Genomic DNA, 19,103 nt, shown 5'->3' on the forward strand with positions numbered 1-19,103 from the left:
TTTTATCTAACTTTTAAGGTGCATTTCACTACGACCATAGTTCCATTTTCTTTTTATGACACTATGAGATTGAATTAAAAAGCAGTACTTGAGTTCACAATCCACTTCAAAATATCATGAAGTTCTCGAAGTATATTCGGATGCTTTTCCGCCAAATTCCTTTCTTCATGAATATCATTGCTCAGATTATAAAGTTGTGGAGCGTTTAAATAACCGGTTTCAATCTTCGGCCCCCATGAAATCATTTTCGGCCCGTCACTCGGCTCTATGTACTTCCAATCTTTTGTGCGCACGGACAATGTACGATTAGCAGCTTGTTCGATCACCCAAGAACGCCCTATCCTATCTTTTCCCATCCAAGCGTCCAAATAATCCCTGCTATCGGGAGCCGCTCCTTTCGGAAGTTTGGCACCAATCAAACTCCCCAACGAAGAGAACCAATCAATTTGCGAGACCAATGCATCCGAAACATGCGCTTCTTTCATGACTTTAGGCCAGCTTGCAATGGCTGGAATACGAGTTCCGGCCTCAAACGCACTGTATTTGCCTCCACGTAAAGGTCCGGCGGGTTTATGTCCTTTCAACAACTCTTCAGAACGATCGGCATATCCGTCGTCCGTGACCGGCCCGTTGTCGCTGGAAAGGATAATGAGCGTATTCTCAGTCAGCCCCAATCTATCCAAAACATCCATGATTTGACCTACACTCCAATCGAACTGAATGATAGCATCGCCGCGAAGCCCCATAGGGTTCTTTCCCCGAAAGCGTTCGTGCGGGAAACGTGGCACATGCACATCGTTTGTAGCAAAGTACATGAAAAAAGGTTTATCTTTGTTTTGTTCAATAAACGAAACTGCATGCGATGTGATAGAATCGGCAATGTCTTCATCCTTCCACAAAGCTTTTCCACCACCTTTCATATAACCAATCCGGCCGATACCATTTACAATGGCCATATCATGCCCATGGCTCGACTTCAGGTTAAATAACAATTCAGGATGATCTTTTGCCAAAGGCTCTCCATCGAAAGGTCGTTTATAACTAACCTCAATCGGAGCCTCCGGATCATAATTCGCTACTTTCCCATTTTCGATAAAGACACAAGGCACACGATCGGCGGTAGCTGCCATAATGTAGGAATAATCAAACCCCAAATCTCCCAATGCCGCAGCCAGCGGTGCATTCCAATCCTGTTCTCCCGTTTTATCCCCCAGTCCCAAATGCCATTTCCCGATAGCTGCTGTAACATATCCAGCATTCTTGAACATATCTGCCATTGTATAACGCTCAGGGCGTATGATCAAACCTGCATTTCCGGCAGCCACATCTGTTCCGGGTTGTCTCCAGGCATACTCGCCCGTAAGCATGGAGTATCGTGAAGGAGTGCTTGTTGCAGCTGTAGCATAGGCGTTTGTAAACCGAACTCCCATGTTTGCCAAACGATTCACATTCGGCGTTTGTACATTCTTTGCGCCGTAACACTCCAAGTCACCATAACCCAAGTCATCCGCATAAATAAAGATAACATTCGGTAATCCACGTTCGCCATTTGATGATGTTAAACCGCAGGCTGCACTCTGAGCGTGGGCAGAGACACTTACCAAAGGAGGAATGGCTGTGAACAAAAAAAGCTTTTTCATATGTTATTTTCAATTTTGAGAATAGGCAAAAGCTAAAGAAAGCGCATTCCGATGCATATATGCATAAAAAGCTCAGTGAGCCCCCTTCAGCTTTCAACCGGTACAACTCTTATTTTCTTAATTTCGGGTTAATGTTCTGTTCTGACTGAGGAATAGGCCAAACGTAATCAACAGGATTACGAAAAGCCCGTTTACCAACATACCAACGGCAATGTCCCGCGGGATCTACCTCTTTGGTGGAAGTGGCATATAACTTCGACTTGGGATAAGGAGCTCCCCAAATCTTTTGGGACAATACCTCATGGGCGATTTCCCATCTTAACAAATCCCAATAGCGAATACCCTCCATTGCCAATTCCACACGCCGTTCGTTCCGTACCATCTCACGCAGTCTATTATTACTTGTCTCTGTAATTGGTGGCATATGCACAGAAGCACGCCCTCTTACTTTATTGATAGTAGCATCAAGTATCTTTTGATCTATTGTTTCGCCACTTTCGAGCACACATTCTAAATAACCGAGAAGAACTTCTGCATAACGAATTACAGGAAAGAAACCATTAGCATCTTGTAAACTTTTCATTGACGAAGCTTCGTCTATATATTTTCTCATTAAAAAACCGGTACGGGAAGCTTCACTCGAATAATCCAACCGTTCTTTTTTTGCCGCCTCATAATCCGGGCTAATTTTATATTCGGTACCTTTGAACATGCTTCCATTATAATAAACAGTATAATCTAGCCGCGGATCACGATTCTCTCCCAGTTTATCCGGATTGTATCTGGAATCAGCATAACTAAACGGAGATCCATCCAGAAATTCATAAGCTTCATATAATCCGGCACTGGGATTAATTAAGCTCCATCCTCCATCCTTAGCCGGAAAAGCATGTTGAGCGAGTCCCGTGCCAAAAAAGCTTTCCATAAATTGAATATAAAAAATATTTTCTTTATTAGCGCTTCCTTTAGAGTAATAAAACAAGCTTTTATAATCGGGATTGATATCATTATCACCTAACTCTATAATCTCTCCAAAAGCTTGCGCTCCTCTTGCCCAATCTTTTTGCAACATACAAGTACGCCCTAAAAAAGCCAAGGCAGCTTGCTTGCAAGCACGTCCGGATTCACTACTTCTGATTTCAGAAAAACGAGGTAAGTTGAGAGCTGCTTCAGAAAACTCCAAAGCGCACCATTTTAAAATATATGCTTGCAAAGCTTTATCTACACTATTTGCTTCCTCGCCCGTCAGCACAGTTGTAACTAATGGCACGTCTTTAAAATAGCTTGCTAAATAAAAATATTGAGTGGCACGTAAAAAACGAGCCTCTGCCACCATTCTCGCTTTTTTAGGAGAATCTGACCACTTTTGTATCCCATCCAAAAAACGATTACAATAACCGATACGCGCATAAGATACGGTCCAATATCTTTTAATAAAGTTGTTATCCGCAGTTAAGTTGCCGCTGGAAATTTTGAAGAAAGGGTTATTCTCACCTCTCCTGTCAAAAGCATTATCCGAGAGGTGTTCCATTAATATCATACCATGATAAGACCACCAGTCTGAAGGGTTATACTCTACTTTATCCGCCATGCTCCCTCGATACAAAGTGGTCAAAGCCAAATCGGCATTCGACTCATTATCCCAAAATGTTTTCTCTGGCAAATTGGCTAAAGGATAGCGTTCCAGATCACATGCTTGAAAGAATACTGCCACAAGTATCTGTATAAATAAATAATGTATCTTTTTCATCATCGTTAAAATTTTAAAGTTAAGCCAAAAGAATACGTTGATAAGATCGGATAATAATCTCCACTTGTATTTATTTCCGGATCCCATCCTTTACGATACTTACTAAAAGAAACAGGATTATCTAACGAAATATATAATCGCAAATTAGAGCAAGCAAACTTCCGAGTGACCTGCGAAGGAAGGGTATATCCTAATTGTACATTTCTAATTTTCAAATAAGAAGCATCCAATATCCAGAAATCAGAAGTTAAAGTGTTGATACTTCCTGCATTCGACATAACTTCCAAGCGTGGATATTTGGGATAGCGACTTTCCTGATTATTAGTCCAAGTCTCACGTGCTTGCCATTTCTGTATACTTCCCTCTTGGAAGAAAGCATATCCTGCATAATTAGTTAATAATCCTTTCACTTTTGCCACTCCTTGCAGAAGCATATTAAAATCAAAACCTTTATACTCTGCTCCTAAACTCAAGCCAAATGTATACTTCGGAATTCTGGAACCTAAATAAGTTTTATCGGCCTCGGTCACAGCTCCATCGTTACCATGCAAGTCTAAATAACGCAAGTCGCCGGCTTTGGCATTCGGAGCTATTTTACTTTGATTACTCCACTTGCTTACTTCGTCATCCGACAGAAAAACCCCATCTGTTTTATACCCATAATACATCTCCATCGGATATCCTATAAACAGATTACTGCCGTTACCCACCATACCGTTCGGTTGCTCTACATTACCTACCCCCAAACTAATTACCTTGTTTTTAATAATGGAAAAATTAGCATTAATATGATAATTAACGCCTCTCACGCTGTTTTGGTGCCCAAGTTCAAACTCCAATCCTTTGTTTTCAAGTGTTCCTGTATTCACTTCCGAAACCGACAAACCGAAAATAGCCGAATAGCTTGCACTTGGCTTATACAATATATCGCTGGTTTTCCGATAAAAATAAATAGAACTGAAAGTCAACTTATTATCCCATAAGGAAGTCTCAAAGCCAATATCTGCCGTGCGTGTTTTCTCCCATTTCAAGCGAGGGTCGACATAAGTGGTTACCGCGGCCCCCTGAGTATAAACTCCTCCGAAAATATAATTCATAGATTTGTTTAAAGTATAAGTCGACTGATATGGATAGTTTCCAATATTATTATTTCCCAACGTCCCATATGAAGCCTTCAATTTCAAATTATTAATAAAATTCAAGGATTCACTCTCTTTAAAAAACGTCTCTTCCGACAAGCGCCAGCCCAAAGCGACAGAAGGAAACAATCCGAACTTGCTATCAGAAGGGAAACGTGATGAACCATCATACCTGACAGTAGATTCGAACAAATAGCGTTGATCGTAATTATACGTGAATCGCCCGAAAAAAGACATAATAGCCCAATCATATCCATTACCTTCATTCGTTTGTCCGTCGGCACCACCGGCGTCAAGATAAGGAACTTCATCGGAAGGAAAATTATTCCGCATACCTCCCACATAACGATTCGACTCATCTTCCCAAGTATAACCACCTAATACGGAAAAATTATGTTTATGAAAACTATTATTATACTCTGCTATAGCTTGAAAAGTCTTATAAGTGGTTTTTCTCATATTATCATATAGCGAAGAGGGACCTAATTTTTTTCCCGATGTAATTTCCATTTCCGAACGATAGTGACGTACTTGCCCGTTCGTATAATTATATCCTCCGATAGCCTTTAATATAAGACTCTTCAATGGAGTATAAGCAAGTTCTATATTGGTAGTGAACTTGTCTGCATTTTCATTATAAAAAGAGCCGCTTTCCAACCATGACAAAGGAGTACCTTGCAGTTTAGGGCCTTGCCCGTATGTTCCATTTTCCAGCTTTGTGGCCCATAAACCCGGAAAGCGTAAAGCATTACTCGTAAAAGATTTGAAACCAGCATTATCCAAAGCGCCGGGAGTGGAAGGTTCGTATCTTTTTGAAGCGATTCCACCTAATCTGGCTGTAAGCTTTATGTTTTTTACCAGTTCAGTGGTTAAGTTCACTCTACCATTATAGCGTTCATAATAGTTATGCTCCATTAAGCCATTCTGCCTCACATAACCAAAAGAAAGCATATATTGCGTTTTTTCATTTCCACCGCTAACAGTAAGCTCATGTCCTGTTTGCAACCCTTTGTTATCTAATAACATGTCTAGATAATGTTCGTTAGGATAATTATAAGGATCTGTGCCTTCTTTCAGTTTACGAATTTCGTCTTGAGAAAAGCTTTCTTTTCCAATGGCTTTATTATACAACTCTGCATATTCCCATGAATCACACATATCGGGTAAAGCGCTTGCTTTATTAAAACCTATGTATCCATTATAACTCACATTGGCCTTGCCTTTCTGACCGCCTTTAGTTTTCACAAGGATAACTCCATTTGCTGCCCGTGAACCATAAATCGCAGCCGATGAAGCATCTTTTAAAACAGAAATACTCTCTATGTCGACAGGGTTCAAATCATTTAAAGAACCCGGCAGACCATCGATCAAGACTAGCGGAGAGGGGGTTGCTCCAAAAGAACCTACCCCACGCACGCGAATAGTTCCTTCGTCTGCACCAGGATTTCCACTGGACTGCTTAATGGTAACCCCAGAAAGTTGCCCCGTCAGCATGTTAGATATACTCGGTACCGATCTTGATTCCAACTTTTTACTATCTACAGTCGAAATAGACCCGATAACATTTACTTTCTTCTGTGAACCATAGCCTATTACTACAACCTCCTCAAGAGCTTTGGCATCCTCAATCAATAAAATATTAAGAAATTTTCCTGTTTCCGTTTTTACGATTTGTTGCCTATATCCTATGTAAGAAACTTCAATACTGACAGTATTGTTATCGACAAACAACACGAATTCACCTTGCAGATCAGTCACAGTTCCATTACTTGTACCCTTCTCCACAACACTTGCTCCTATAACAGGTTCTCCTGTCGCATCAGTGACTTTGCCAGAAATCCATTGTTTTACTTCTTTCTGAAGAGTCTTCCGACTATTTTCTTTAAAAGTATCCGATAAAGAGATAATCACCTGATTATCAACTATTCTATATTTATACTCCGTATCATTTAAAATATTATCCAATATTTTCTCAATGGAAGCATTTTCCACATCAATAGATACTTTCTTGTGTAATCTTACCTGATTGTCACTATAAAAGAAAGTATATTTGCTTTGCCTTTCTATTTCCTGAATAATACTTTCAATAGTTGCCTGCTCTTTCTTCAGTGAAAATTTAAGCTGCTGAGCCATCACTTTACCCGGTATATTTCCGAGTACTCCTACAATCAAAGCTGTTGCAAAAGAAAATCTCATTTTCCGAACAACTTGCAAATACCACAATTTGTTTTTCATCATAAACATATCAATAGATTTAATATTAATAATAGCACAATTTACTTTATTAAAATAAGATGTGATCGGGGTTAGTTAACAAAGGATCTCTATTTTTTCTTTTTTAGTTCATAAGTTCCATCGGGCATAAGACAATAAACAAGTGCAGGTTCACTACGCGACATCAGATCCAATATCAAATCCAAAGACTCATTACGAACAGCGAATGTAAAACGATAATAATCAGACACGTCTTTCGAACAATGAATTTTCTGTCCATACCATTTTTCCAAACGGGGAATTATCATCGAAAGTTTTTCATTCTTAAAGTTCAATCCCTTCTTCAGTCGCCACAAAGAATATGTGTCAGCATCTACAGTATCTATTTCAACAATACCTCTTCGAAGAGATAACCTCTGGTCCGGAATAAGCGTATAGTCTTTCGAGTTCTTTTCAAAATCTCCTTTCGGAGTAACTTTTATTTTTCCTGTCAAAAGTATAACTTCTACCTCTTCATCGCCATCAAAACTGAATACTTCGAATGACGTCCCTAAAGCTTTAACATCCATTTGGGCAGTTTGAACAATAAACGGACGAGCCTTATCGGGCATCACACTAAAAAAAGCCTGTCCGGAAAGTTCTACAACTCGTCTATCACCGTCAAAACGTTCAGGATAAGTCAAGCGGCTTCCCGCATTCAACATCACACAGGTTCCGTCTGACAGTCTCAGCGAGTCCATTGTTTGCCGGCCTGCCGTGACAATATAAGTATTTGTACTAACTCTCGTATTTACAAACAAAAGCAACGATAAGGCACCACAGATAATAATCAATACAACAGAAGCCACCCATAAAGAAAGATTAGTTACCAGTCGCGAAGCAGAGCGATGCTTCGGCTTTCCCGCTATTACTCGTAAAATATTCCTTAAAATACGTTCTTCTTGTTTTTTATCAGCTTTAGCACCATCGGTAGTCATATTCCATTTCTCGGCAATCATCCTTTCTATCACAGGCTCTTCATTTAATCTTTTACGATCCTCCAAAGACATTCGTCCTTCCAAAAGCCTAAAAAAAACATCAGCATTATTTATTTTACTTTGCTTCATGTCTCATCTCTTATTTAACGTTACTCACATATATAAATACCCTCATAAACAACTTACCCCCCAAGAAAAATACAAATCTTTTGTAGCTTTCCCTAAAAGCAAAATAATCCTAAGGGCGTTTCAATGTTAACATTTAGAGAAAATACCGAGAAAGTTGTTTTTTTCGAAAAACCCATTTCCTTTTTATTTCATACCCCCAAACGACTCCTGACATCGGTTCATTTGTCAAGCCAAAAGCAAGCAGAAATAAAAACCAAGTAAATTAGTCAGCTACTTCAGCACAAAAAAAAGTTTCTATAAAGAGCTTTTAAATGGAGAGGAAGATAGAATAAATTAGCAGATTCTTACGCAAAATCTTGAGTGCATCATTGATATGACGCTCAACTGTTTTCTCACTAATTGAAAGGCGAACAGCAATTTCCCTGTAAGTCAAATATTCCATACGACTTAACCGATAAATCTCTTGCTGTCTGGGAGATAATTCTTTAATCAATAAGTCAACATAAGCTTTTAAATCAGTCACAAAAATTTGTTCCTCCACATCATTCGTAAGATGTGAATCTATGACAGAAAGCACCGTTTCCCGATACGCGTTTTCATTAAAGCTTCTGCGAAATTGATTAAAAATAAGGTTACGAGTTATAATAAAAAGAAAACTATCAAGTTTATCATTCTCACGTATAAATTCCCGACTTTCCCATAGTTTTAAGAAGACTGCCTGAACAACATCTTCCGCATCGTCTACAGATGACAAATATACGCGTGAGAAGTTATACACTTTCGCCCAATATTTTCTATACAGCACTGTGAATGCTTTTGTATCTCCCTGCCTTAAACCTAATATAAGCTCTTTGTCAGCCATATTGCCCCATACCGTTACAAATATATTTATTTAAAAAAAAACAAAAGTAAATAATTTACAACATATAATAAGAACAAAACAAAGAAAACATTGCAATAATCAACAAATTAGTTCACAAAGCGGTGTACATCGTTAAAAAAAAACAAAAGAAGAAACATATAGGTAGGGTGTAAAGGTTATTTCTGTGTATTTAAGATACATTCGCAAAACAAATTCAAATGGTAAAGCAAAAAACAATTATAATTCTTTAAATATAAACCTTTTAAACCGAAAAACATTATGCGCAATCTTTTTACGATTTTAATCGTTATTGTAACTTTGTTCAAAATCCAAAACGGATATGCACAGAAAACAAAAAGTGACTTCTCTCCTATTCGGATAGAAACTCCCGAACGACCTGCCGGACAAAAAGATGTTCTCCAACTTACTACCCCCAAAATGGAAACGGTTCGTGTAGGATTCATCGGACTCGGCATGCGTGGCCCCGGAGCTGTGGAACGTTTCATACATATCCCCGGCACTCAGATAGTAGCGCTGTGCGACATTTATCCCGAGCGTGTGGAAAAAGCTCAAAAATATTTAGTGAAAGCCGGCCTTCCTAAAGCAGCCGAATATTCCGGGAGCGAGGATGCTTGGAAGAAACTGTGTGAACGGACTGACATCGACCTTGTATATATAGTAACCGACTGGAAGAATCACGCAGAAATGGGCGTTTATGCAATGGAAAATGGCAAGCATGTAGCCATCGAGGTTCCGGCAGCCATGACTCTGGATGAAATATGGAAGCTGATCAATACTTCGGAAAGAACCCGTAAACACTGCATGCAGCTGGAAAATTGCGTATACGACTTTTTTGAACTGACCACACTAAATATGGCTCAACAAGGGGTATTTGGGGAAATTCTGCATGCGGAAGGAGCTTATATCCATAACCTGGAGGATTTTTGGGCTTATTACTGGAATAATTGGCGTATGGATTACAACCGTAAGTTCCGTGGAGACGTATATGCAACACATGGTATGGGCCCTGCTTGCCAACTGCTCGACATTCATCGCGGAGACCGTATGAAGACTCTTGTGTCCATGGACACGAAAGCCGTTAACGGTCCGGCATATATCAAAAATAAAACCGGCGAAGAAGTAAAAGACTTCCAGAACGGCGACCAAACCACCACAATGATACGTACGGAAAAAGGAAAGACTATGCTGATTCAGCACAATGTGATGACACCCCGCCCTTACAGCCGTATGTATCAAGCAGTAGGAACCGACGGTTTCGCTGACAAATATCCGAAGGAGATGTATTGTCTTCGCCCAACTCAGGTAGACTCGGACATAGCGCCCGACCACGAAAAGCTGAATGCTCACGGTCCTGTAACAGAAGAAGTGAAAAAAGCTCTGATGGAAAAATACAAACACCCGATTCATCGCGAATTGGAAGAGACTGCCAAGAAAGTAGGCGGACATGGTGGAATGGACTACATCATGGACTACCGGTTGATATATTGTCTTCGTAACGGTTTGCCATTAGACATGGATGTATACGATTTAGCCGAATGGTGTTGTCTGGCTGAGCTCAGCCGTATCTCTATCGAAAACGGTTCTGCCCCGGTAGAAGTTCCCGATTTCACCCGCGGAGGATGGGAAAGAATCAAAGGATATAGACACGCCTTTGCCAATTAAGAACTTTTAAACACAGCCAATACAGATTGTCCGAATATTTTTGCTTCTTTTGCAGAAATATTCGGATAGTCTGTAATTCGTGTATAAAATCTTATTAATCTTTATCGTCGGGGCGACATAATAGTATGAAAACATACATCGGCAAAACCTCCAAGCAAGTCATATACCGGGAGGCTAAAGATTATATAACCATTGCTTTCGGAATGGTTTTATACAGTATAGGATGGGTATTATTCCTCCTCCCCAATGACATTACCACGGGTGGTGTACCGGGTATCGCTTCCATTATTTACTTCGCCACCGGCTCACCGGTTCAATACAGCTATTTCACCATCAATTTTTTCCTTTTAATTCTGGCTCTAAAAATATTAGGCTTCAAGTTCAGCATTAAAACAATCTTTGCGGTATTCACGCTGACTTTTTTTGTTTCAGTGATACAAGAAGTGACGAAAGGTACACAGTTGCTCCAGAGTCAACCTTTCATGGCGTGCGTTTTAGGCGCATCTTTTTGCGGTGCCGGTGTAGGAACAGCCTTTTCTGCCAATGGAAGCACAGGAGGCACGGACATTATCGCGGCTATTGTTCACAAATACCGGGAGATTACACTTGGAAGAGTTATATTATTGTGTGATCTGGTAATCATTTCTTCCAGTTATTTTGTTTTAAAAGACTGGGAAAAGGTTGTATATGGATTCGTCACTCTTTATATTTGCAGTTTCGTAGTAGACCAGGTAGTAAACAGTGCCCGACAATCGGTTCAGTTTTTCATCATCAGCAGCCGATGGGAAGAAATAGCGCGGCACATCAACGAATACCCGAAGCGGGGAGTTACAATCATCAATGCAACAGGCTTCTACTCCGGCAAAGAACAGAAAATGATGTTCGTGCTGGCACGAAAACGAGAATCGGCAACGATTTTCAGACTAATAAAAGACATCGACCCACACGCCTTTGTATCACAAAGTGCCGTTATCGGTGTATACGGTGAAGGATTCGACCGTATAAAAGTAAAGTAACAACAACCATAAATAAATAACATGAGAAAAAACATCTATCATGCCATCGTCGGCATATTGCTTTTTGGAAGTTTTACATTGTTTTCCTGTCCTGTATATGCACAGGTAGACAATACACAAACGCCCTATTGGAAAGATATGCAGGTGGTAGCAGTCAACAAAGAATATCCACGAACAGCATTCATGACATACGGCAGCCGGATGGACGCACTTTCCGGCAAATACGAAAAAAGCAATTACTACAAGCTGCTCAACGGTACATGGAAATTCTACTATGTAGACAGCTACAAGGATCTTCCGAACGACATCACCGACACAAATACAAGTACAGCCAACTGGAATGATATAAAAGTTCCTGGGAACTGGGAGGTACAAGGATACGGAACAGCTATCTATACTAATCACGGTTATGAGTTTCAGCCGAGAAACCCGCAGCCTCCCACTTTACCGGAAACAAATCCTGTAGGTGTTTACCGCCGTGATATCGAGATTCCTTCCGATTGGATGGAGCGGGATATCTATCTGCATTTGTCAGGGGCCAAATCGGGAGTATATGTATATATCAACGGAAAAGAAGCAGGATACAGCGAAGATTCGAAAAATCCCGCAGAGTTCCTGATCAATAAGTATGTCACGGCAGGAAAGAACGTACTTACATTGAAAATATTCCGTTGGAGTACAGGATCTTACTTGGAATGTCAGGACTTCTGGCGCATCAGCGGTATCGAACGGGATGTATATATATACTCTCAACCGAAAGCTTCAATCAAAGACTTCCGCGTCAAATCTACTTTGGACGACAGTTATCAAACAGGTGTCTTCTCGTTGGACATAGATTTACGCAACCGCCGGACGGATGCAAGTAATCTGACGGTAATTTACGAACTGCTAAACGCACAGGGAAAAGCCGTTTCTACCGAAGAAAAGGCGATGAACGTTCCCGCAGGCGAAGTGCGTACAGTCTCTTTCGGCAAAGAAATTCCCGAAGTACTCACATGGACTTCGGAACATCCGAATTTGTACAAGCTGATGATGACCATCAAAGAAAACGGCAGGGTAAGCGAAATCGTGCCTTTCAATGTAGGATTCCGCCGCATAGAAATTAAACCGATTGAACAAAAAGCAGCCAACGGTAAACCCTACGTTTGTCTGTTCATCAACGGGCAGCCTCTAAAATTAAAAGGGGTCAACGTACACGAACATAATCCGGAGACAGGACATTACGTGCCGGAGGAACTAATGAGACGTGACTTTGAATTGATGAAACAACACAATCTGAACACCGTTCGCTTGTGCCATTATCCGCAAGACCGCCGTTTCTATGAACTTTGCGATGAATACGGTTTGTATGTTTACGACGAAGCCAACATCGAAAGCCATGGAATGTATTACGATCTTCGCAAAGGCGGCACATTGGGCAACAATCCGGAATGGCTGAAAGCGCACATGGACCGCACGATCAACATGTTCGAACGCAATAAAAACTATCCTTCCGTGACATTCTGGTCGTTAGGAAACGAAGCAGGCAACGGATACAATTTCTATCAGACTTATATATGGGTGAAAGAAGCCGACAAGAATCTCATGAACCGCCCCGTGAACTACGAGCGCGCCCAATGGGAATGGAACTCGGATATGTATGTTCCCCAATACCCCGGAGCGGCTTGGCTTGAAAGCATAGGCAGAAACGGAAGCGACCGTCCGATAGTTCCATCCGAATATGCGCATGCCATGGGCAATTCTACCGGTAATATCTGGGGGCAATGGCAGGCGATTTATAAATACCCGAACCTGCAGGGCGGATATATCTGGGACTGGGTAGACCAGGGTATTCTGCAAAAAGACAAGAACGGAAGAGAGTATTGGGCTTACGGAGGCGATTTCGGAGTGAATGCTCCGAGCGACGGAAACTTCCTTTGCAACGGAATAGTAAACCCCGACCGTACTCCGCACCCTGCCATGGCTGAAGTGAAATATGTGCATCAGAATGTTGCCTTTGAAGCTATCGATGCCGGAAAGGGAGTATTCAGAATCACCAACCGATTCTATTTTACGAATCTGAATAAATACCGGATACACTACAACATATCGGCGAATGGAAAAACCGTTCGTAACGGAAAAGCCACACTGAACATCGCTCCTCAAGCTTCGCAGGAGTTTACCGTACCGGTAAGCAATATAAAGGCGAAAGCAGGAACCGAATACTTTGTAAACTTCAGCGTTGTGACAGTAGAGCCGGAACCGTTGATTCCTGCAGGATTTGAAATCGCTTACGATCAATTCCGCCTACCTATTAACGCCGCAAAGACCGCTTACAAAACAGGAGGTCCCACGTTGAAAACCAATGTAGACGACGACAATTTTGTTGTTTCTTCATCGAAAGTCAACTTTACATTTAACAAGAAGAGCGGATTGGTAACTTCGTACCGAGTAGACGGAACGGAATACTTTAAAGACGGATTCGGCATCCAGCCCAACTTCTGGCGCGGACCGACGGATAACGACTATGGTAACGGAACCCCGAAACGCCTGCAAGTATGGAAACAATCGAGCAAAAACTTCAGGGTGACAGACGTGCAAATGAGTACGGAAGACAAAGCCGTATTATTGAAAGCGACGTATCTCTTGACCGCAGGAAACCTGTATAACATAACTTATAAGATTTATCCGAACGGAGTGGTCAATGTAAAGGTGCAGTTTACTTCCACCGATATGCTCGCTGCTGAAACGGCTGTTTCGGAAGCTACCCGCACGGCAACATTCACTCCGGGCAACGAAGAGGCACGAAAAGCCACATCGAAGCTGGAAGTTCCGCGTATCGGCGTTCGTTTCCGCCTGCCGGCTTCCATGAATCAGGTGGAATATTTCGGACGCGGACCGGAAGAGAATTACATCGACCGCAACCACGGAACACTGGTGGGTATTTATAAAACAACGGCAGACCGGATGTACTTCAACTATGTACGTCCTCAGGAAAATGGACACCGCACAGATACGCGTTGGCTGACTTTAAGCCAGGCAAAGGGCGGAGGGCTTGCCGTTGTAGCCGACAGTATCATCGGCTTTAACGCCCTGCGCAATTCCATTGAAGATTTTGATTCGGAGGAGGCTCTTCCACATCCTTACCAATGGAACAACTTTACCCCCGCAGAAATAGCCAACCGCAATGAAGAAGCTGCACGCAACGTGATGAGAAGAATGCATCACACCAACGACATCATACCGAGAGACTTCGTAGAAGTATGTGTCGACATGAAGCAACAAGGCGTAGGCGGATACGACAGTTGGGGATCACGTCCGGAACCGATGTATCAGATTCCCGCCAACCGCGAATACAACTGGGGATTCACATTAATGCCCGTACGCTCTTCAGCACAGGCAAACGAAGCAATTAAATATAATTACTAACCACTTTTAAAATATAAAGAAAACTTTCATGAAAGATTTATCAAACATTGTAGCTAAGTTCAACATTAAGGGTACGGTAGATAAGATCCAACCTTTAGGCTCCGGGCTTATCAACGATACGTACAAAGTACAGACTTGCGAAAAAGACGCACCCGACTATGTATTGCAACGCATCAATCATGCTATCTTCCAAAATGTAGAAATGCTCCAATCCAATATCTCGGCTGTAACCCGCCATATCAGGAAGAAACTGACGGAAGCAGGCGAACAGGATATCGACCGCAAAGTGCTTACCTTCCTTGAGACAGCGGAAGGGAAAACGTATTGGTTCGACGGAGAAAGCTATTGGCGTGTAATGGTATTCATTCCTCGTGCAAAAACATACGAAGCGGTGACTCCGGAATATTCGCGATATGCGGGAGAAGCTTTCGGGCATTTTCAGGCAATGCTGGCAGATATCCCCGAAACGCTGGGTGAAACCATTCCCGATTTCCACAACATGGAGTTCCGCCTGAAGCAATTGCGCGACGCAGTGGCTTCGAACGCCGCAGGAAGAGTGGCAGAAGTTCAATACTACCTGGACGAAATAGAGAAAAGGGCGGATGAAATGTGCAAAGCCGAGCGCTTGCACCGGGAAGGCAAACTGCCTAAACGTGTTTGCCATTGCGACACGAAAGTGAACAACATGATGTTCGACGAAGACGGCAAGGTGCTTTGCGTCATCGATCTGGATACGGTAATGCCGAGCTTCATCTTTTCCGACTACGGAGACTTCCTTCGTACGGGCGCCAACACCGGAGATGAGGACGATAAAGACCTGAACCGCGTGAACTTCAACATGGAGATTTTCAAGGCTTTCACCGAAGGATATCTGAAAGGAGCCCAATCGTTTCTGACTCCCATTGAGATTGAAAATCTTCCTTACGCTGCCGCATTGTTCCCATACATGCAATGTGTACGGTTCCTTGCCGATTATATCAACGGTGACACTTATTACAAGATCAAGTACCCCGACCACAATCTGGTTCGTACCAAAGCTCAGTTCAAACTACTGCAAAGCGTAGAAGAGCATACTCCGGAAATGGTGGCATTCATACAAGAATGCCTGAAGAAATAAGAGCCGGTCAGAGAAGGACGGTTTTCTTTTGGAAAGAGCCGTCTTTCCATTCATACACTATAGGGCGGCGGAGAAACGGTTTCAGTTTCTCCGCCGTTTCTTTTACCATATAGTCAAATACGGGTTGCACCGTAAGCTCCGTATTCTCCTTATTCAACAGCACCTTCATCAACGGGATATCGGCAGAACGGCGCGAAGTCTCGAAAAGTTGGCTTTGGAGAGAATCGGGACGATTGAAAAAATCGTCCATCGCCGGAAGAACAATAAACGATGAAGCCGGAAGAGACTTCCAGTCGGACGTATAGAAACGGACGGTACTATCGCAAGCAGGCGCGCAGGCAGTGGATACGGTGCAAATCACACGAACGGAATCGTTTACGGGCAACACCTTCATTTGCCAGGAAGTTTGTGCGGACAACTGCATGCAAATGTAGTCTTTCCCCAGTTCGGTCATTTCCGACTTTCCTCCGAAGCGATTGTCTACCTCCGCTTTCATTTTACTTTCCAGAAAGTCGATGCAGTCTGCCCGGTTTACCGAAGTAAGTAAAGGCAGCAGCGAATCGGGCATATTTACAAACAGCGTTTTGGCCTCTTGCGCACGAAGAGGGGTTAAAAAGAAGAAACCTAACGCCACACTCAGTATAAAAGATAAAGACAATTTTCTTTCCATATTTATTCTTATTTTATCCGCACACAAGACAGAACGTCGCTCTCTTTCCGCCTTTTTACCGGCACGTATTTTCTTTCGTGCCTGCTGCTCCGGCGGTTGCGTGCGTTATCGCCGATGATTTGCACGTGCAAATATACATGATAACCTTGAGTTATAAGTATATTCGGCAAAAACATTTTTCTTTTTGGGAGAGAACATGCCGGATTGAAAGGGAAATACAGGTCTTAAACCATATGGGAGTGAGAAAATTTTCCCAAAGGAAGCAACAGGAAGCGGGCAGGAATGAAAGTACGTTAAGTAAGAGGAGTGTCTACACAGGAAGAAAGCAGGACTGTAGAGGGGCAGGAATGAAAGAGTGTTAAGTAAGAAGACTTCACCGGGCACTTCACTCGGGAGCCGAAAACAGGTAGAAGTGGAAGTGTGTTGAACAAGACGAACAATCGCTAAGGTCTTGGGCAAATAAGTTTACAACGTATAAATAGAAGTTGTGTTAAAGAAGATGCTTAATAAAAGGAAAGGCGAAGAGAAACCACACCGCCGGCAGAAAGGAGTAGCATTAACATGAATATCAAATGAAAGCCGGAATGAAGAACGCCATATCGCTGATGAAATAAATGAATATTAACATCCAGAACGGGATGAAGGTCAAGGCGAAAGCAGCTAAAATTGAGCAGATCCCACAGGCGAGCGGCAAGATGGTATTATGGAAAGCAAAGGCGAAGAGCCCCCCTCTGCCGCCAAAAGAGAACGGTGCAAGATTACGTTCTCTCCTCCTTTCTATTTGGTTCCCAAGTATAAAAATATCATCCCGATCAGCACCAGAGCCAAGTCGACGGCTTTGCTCCTCAAATTTTTCTCGCCGAAAAGCAAAGCTCCGAAGAGGAAGGAGACGATGACGCTTCCGCGGCGAATCATGGAGACAATGGAGATCATCGAATCGTCGTGGCTCAAGGCGTAGAAATAAGCGAAATCGGCGGCGGAGAGAAAAATCGAGATGAAAACAATCGCCCAACTCCAGCGGAAAGGCGTGGTGGTTCTTCTTCTCGGCCACCAAAGCATCAACAGGATGGGACACATGATGAATACCTGATACACGTTGTACCACGATTGCACCAACATGGGGTTGAGTTGTTTCATCAGGTATTTGTCGTACAATCCGCTCGCGGCTCCCATCACCGCCGCAAGCACGATGAAGAAAATCCATTTGTCGTGCCTGAAATCAATTCCCTCTTTCTTTCCCGAACGGCTCAGCAGGAAGAAAGAGGCGACGGCCAAGACCACACCCGTCCATTGATAAAGGTTTAGCCGTTCGCCGAAAAGCAGCATCGCCCCCACCAGCACCATTACCGGGCGGGTGGCGTTTATCGGCCCGACGATGGTAATGGGCAGATGTTTCATTCCGAAATAACCGCATATCCACGAAGAAAGCACGATGAACGACTTCAGAAGGATATATTTATGCTCTTCCCACCCGGCTGCGGGAACATGAAATATCGTTCTTTCCAGCACGGAACCCTCACCGGCGGAGAGCAAAATAAAAGGAATAAAGATGAAACTTGAGAAAAGCGTGTTGAGGAAAAGTACCGGAAGCACGGCGTTGTCTCGCAGCGAATATTTCTTGAAAACGTCATAGAATCCGAGCAGTGTAGCGGAAAGGAAAGCTAACAGTAACCACATAATGCGATATTAAAAGTCTTTAGTTGAAGATGAAATCAAACCGACGGCTCTCCCGCCATCAGTCCGCAAAAATATCCTGCGGATATGCCACATCGACGAGAAACAAGGCTTGCCCCGGTGCGGAAGTGCCCGCTTTACAACGGTCTTTCTGCTCAATGATGCGGCGGAAACCGTCGACAGAGAGCTTTCCGCGCCCCACTTCGACCAGAGTACCGACGATGGCGCGCACCATGTTCCGCAGAAAACGGTCGGCACGTATCGTAAACACCCAAGTGATATCATCTTCCTGCGTCCATTCGGCATGGGTGATACGGCAAATATTCGTCTTCACATCGGTGTGCAGTTTGCTGAAACTCGTGAAATCGGAATATTCCAACAACGTGCGCGCAGCCTCGTTCATCCGGTCGTAGTCCAACCGGCTGTGGATCCTCCAACGGTATTGGCGGTTGAAAGGGTATTTGGCTGAAACGACATAATACTTGTAAGTGCGCTCCACGGCATCGAAACGGGCGTGCGCGCCGGGCTTCACCCGTCGGATACGGAAAACGGAAATATCGGGGGGCAACAAGCGGTTCAGCTTATCCGCCACCGTGTCCGGCTCCAAAGACAGGCCGTAATCGAAATGAGCCACCATCAGAGACGCGTGTACTCCCGCATCGGTACGTCCGGCTCCCACCACTTCGATGTCTTCCCGCAGGAAAGTGCCCAACGCTTTCATGAGGCATTCCTGCACGCTGATACCGTTGGGTTGAACCTGCCAACCGTGGTAACGGGTGCCGTCGTAAGCCAAATAGATGAAATATCTTTGCACGAAATCTTTC

The 19,103-nt window shown here is 43.0% G+C and carries 12 protein-coding genes; 4 read left to right on the plus strand and 8 right to left on the minus strand.

Annotation, left to right across the window (positions count from 1 at the left end):
* Positions 1 to 74: 74 nt before the first annotated feature.
* From GGR07_RS07005 to GGR07_RS07025, 5 genes are all read right to left on the minus strand, one after another.
* Entirely contained in the window at positions 75 to 1,640 is a 1,566-nt protein-coding gene (locus GGR07_RS07005; RefSeq protein WP_021646464.1) for a sulfatase family protein, read from the minus strand.
* Positions 1,641 to 1,749: 109 nt separating this feature from the next.
* A complete protein-coding gene (locus GGR07_RS07010) occupies positions 1,750 to 3,390 on the minus strand; it encodes a RagB/SusD family nutrient uptake outer membrane protein (RefSeq protein WP_034542855.1) in 1,641 nt (546 codons plus the stop codon).
* 5 nt (positions 3,391 to 3,395) lie between these two features.
* Complete coding sequence (locus tag GGR07_RS07015) at positions 3,396 to 6,662, minus strand: TonB-dependent receptor (protein ID WP_231381883.1); 3,267 nt, start codon at positions 6,660 to 6,662, stop codon at positions 3,396 to 3,398.
* A 191-nt stretch (positions 6,663 to 6,853) separates the two neighbouring features.
* The gene (locus GGR07_RS07020; protein WP_021646461.1) at positions 6,854 to 7,849 is read right to left on the minus strand and encodes a FecR family protein; all 996 of its coding nucleotides are present in this window, start codon (positions 7,847 to 7,849) and stop codon (positions 6,854 to 6,856) included.
* A 307-nt stretch (positions 7,850 to 8,156) separates the two neighbouring features.
* On the minus strand, positions 8,157 to 8,711 hold the full coding sequence (locus GGR07_RS07025) for an RNA polymerase sigma-70 factor (RefSeq protein WP_021646460.1): 555 nt from the start codon (positions 8,709 to 8,711) through the stop codon (positions 8,157 to 8,159).
* A 279-nt stretch (positions 8,712 to 8,990) separates the two neighbouring features.
* Between GGR07_RS07025 and GGR07_RS07030 the strand changes: the two genes are divergently transcribed.
* From GGR07_RS07030 to GGR07_RS07045, 4 genes are all read left to right on the plus strand, one after another.
* Complete coding sequence (locus tag GGR07_RS07030) at positions 8,991 to 10,394, plus strand: Gfo/Idh/MocA family protein (RefSeq protein ID WP_021646459.1); 1,404 nt, start codon at positions 8,991 to 8,993, stop codon at positions 10,392 to 10,394.
* Positions 10,395 to 10,519: 125 nt separating this feature from the next.
* On the plus strand, positions 10,520 to 11,410 hold the full coding sequence (locus tag GGR07_RS07035; protein ID WP_021646458.1) for a YitT family protein: 891 nt from the start codon (positions 10,520 to 10,522) through the stop codon (positions 11,408 to 11,410).
* A 21-nt stretch (positions 11,411 to 11,431) separates the two neighbouring features.
* A complete protein-coding gene (locus GGR07_RS07040; protein ID WP_034542818.1) occupies positions 11,432 to 14,818 on the plus strand; it encodes a glycoside hydrolase family 2 TIM barrel-domain containing protein in 3,387 nt (1,128 codons plus the stop codon).
* Between the two features lie 28 nt (positions 14,819 to 14,846).
* Positions 14,847 to 15,935 carry a phosphotransferase enzyme family protein gene (locus GGR07_RS07045; RefSeq protein ID WP_021646456.1) on the plus strand — a complete coding sequence of 363 codons (1,089 nt, stop codon included), beginning with the start codon at positions 14,847 to 14,849 and terminating at the stop codon, positions 15,933 to 15,935.
* A gap of 7 nt (positions 15,936 to 15,942) precedes the next feature.
* Here the strand turns inward: GGR07_RS07045 and GGR07_RS07050 are convergent, their stop codons facing one another.
* The 3 genes from GGR07_RS07050 to truA form a co-directional block, all read right to left on the minus strand.
* Positions 15,943 to 16,605, minus strand: coding sequence for a DUF3256 family protein (locus tag GGR07_RS07050; protein WP_021646455.1), 663 nt, complete (start codon positions 16,603 to 16,605; stop codon positions 15,943 to 15,945).
* A gap of 777 nt (positions 16,606 to 17,382) precedes the next feature.
* Positions 17,383 to 18,282 carry a DMT family transporter gene (locus GGR07_RS07055; protein ID WP_021646452.1) on the minus strand — a complete coding sequence of 300 codons (900 nt, stop codon included), beginning with the start codon at positions 18,280 to 18,282 and terminating at the stop codon, positions 17,383 to 17,385.
* Positions 18,283 to 18,340: 58 nt separating this feature from the next.
* Positions 18,341 to 19,093 carry a tRNA pseudouridine(38-40) synthase TruA gene (gene truA / locus GGR07_RS07060; RefSeq protein ID WP_021646451.1) on the minus strand — a complete coding sequence of 251 codons (753 nt, stop codon included), beginning with the start codon at positions 19,091 to 19,093 and terminating at the stop codon, positions 18,341 to 18,343.
* Positions 19,094 to 19,103 lie beyond the last annotated feature (10 nt).

Source organism: Bacteroides pyogenes (assembly GCF_014196225.1).
In the GTDB taxonomy this organism is placed as follows: Bacteria; Bacteroidota; Bacteroidia; order Bacteroidales; family Bacteroidaceae; genus Bacteroides; species Bacteroides pyogenes_A.

What these genes read in the sequence shown, in the direction of transcription:
- GGR07_RS07005 (WP_021646464.1), bottom strand. Translation starts at nt 1,640, where the DNA reads ATGAAAAAGCTTTTTTTGTTCACAGCCATTCCTCCTTTGGTAAGTGTC.
- GGR07_RS07055 (WP_021646452.1), bottom strand. Translation starts at nt 18,282, where the DNA reads ATGTGGTTACTGTTAGCTTTCCTTTCCGCTACACTGCTCGGATTCTAT.
- GGR07_RS07010 (WP_034542855.1), bottom strand. Translation starts at nt 3,390, where the DNA reads ATGAAAAAGATACATTATTTATTTATACAGATACTTGTGGCAGTATTC.
- GGR07_RS07025 (WP_021646460.1), bottom strand. Translation starts at nt 8,711, where the DNA reads ATGGCTGACAAAGAGCTTATATTAGGTTTAAGGCAGGGAGATACAAAA.
- GGR07_RS07045 (WP_021646456.1), top strand. Translation starts at nt 14,847, where the DNA reads ATGAAAGATTTATCAAACATTGTAGCTAAGTTCAACATTAAGGGTACG.
- GGR07_RS07035 (WP_021646458.1), top strand. Translation starts at nt 10,520, where the DNA reads ATGAAAACATACATCGGCAAAACCTCCAAGCAAGTCATATACCGGGAG.
- GGR07_RS07050 (WP_021646455.1), bottom strand. Translation starts at nt 16,605, where the DNA reads ATGGAAAGAAAATTGTCTTTATCTTTTATACTGAGTGTGGCGTTAGGT.
- GGR07_RS07015 (WP_231381883.1), bottom strand. Translation starts at nt 6,662, where the DNA reads ATGGCTCAGCAGCTTAAATTTTCACTGAAGAAAGAGCAGGCAACTATT.
- GGR07_RS07040 (WP_034542818.1), top strand. Translation starts at nt 11,432, where the DNA reads ATGAGAAAAAACATCTATCATGCCATCGTCGGCATATTGCTTTTTGGA.
- GGR07_RS07030 (WP_021646459.1), top strand. Translation starts at nt 8,991, where the DNA reads ATGCGCAATCTTTTTACGATTTTAATCGTTATTGTAACTTTGTTCAAA.
- GGR07_RS07020 (WP_021646461.1), bottom strand. Translation starts at nt 7,849, where the DNA reads ATGAAGCAAAGTAAAATAAATAATGCTGATGTTTTTTTTAGGCTTTTG.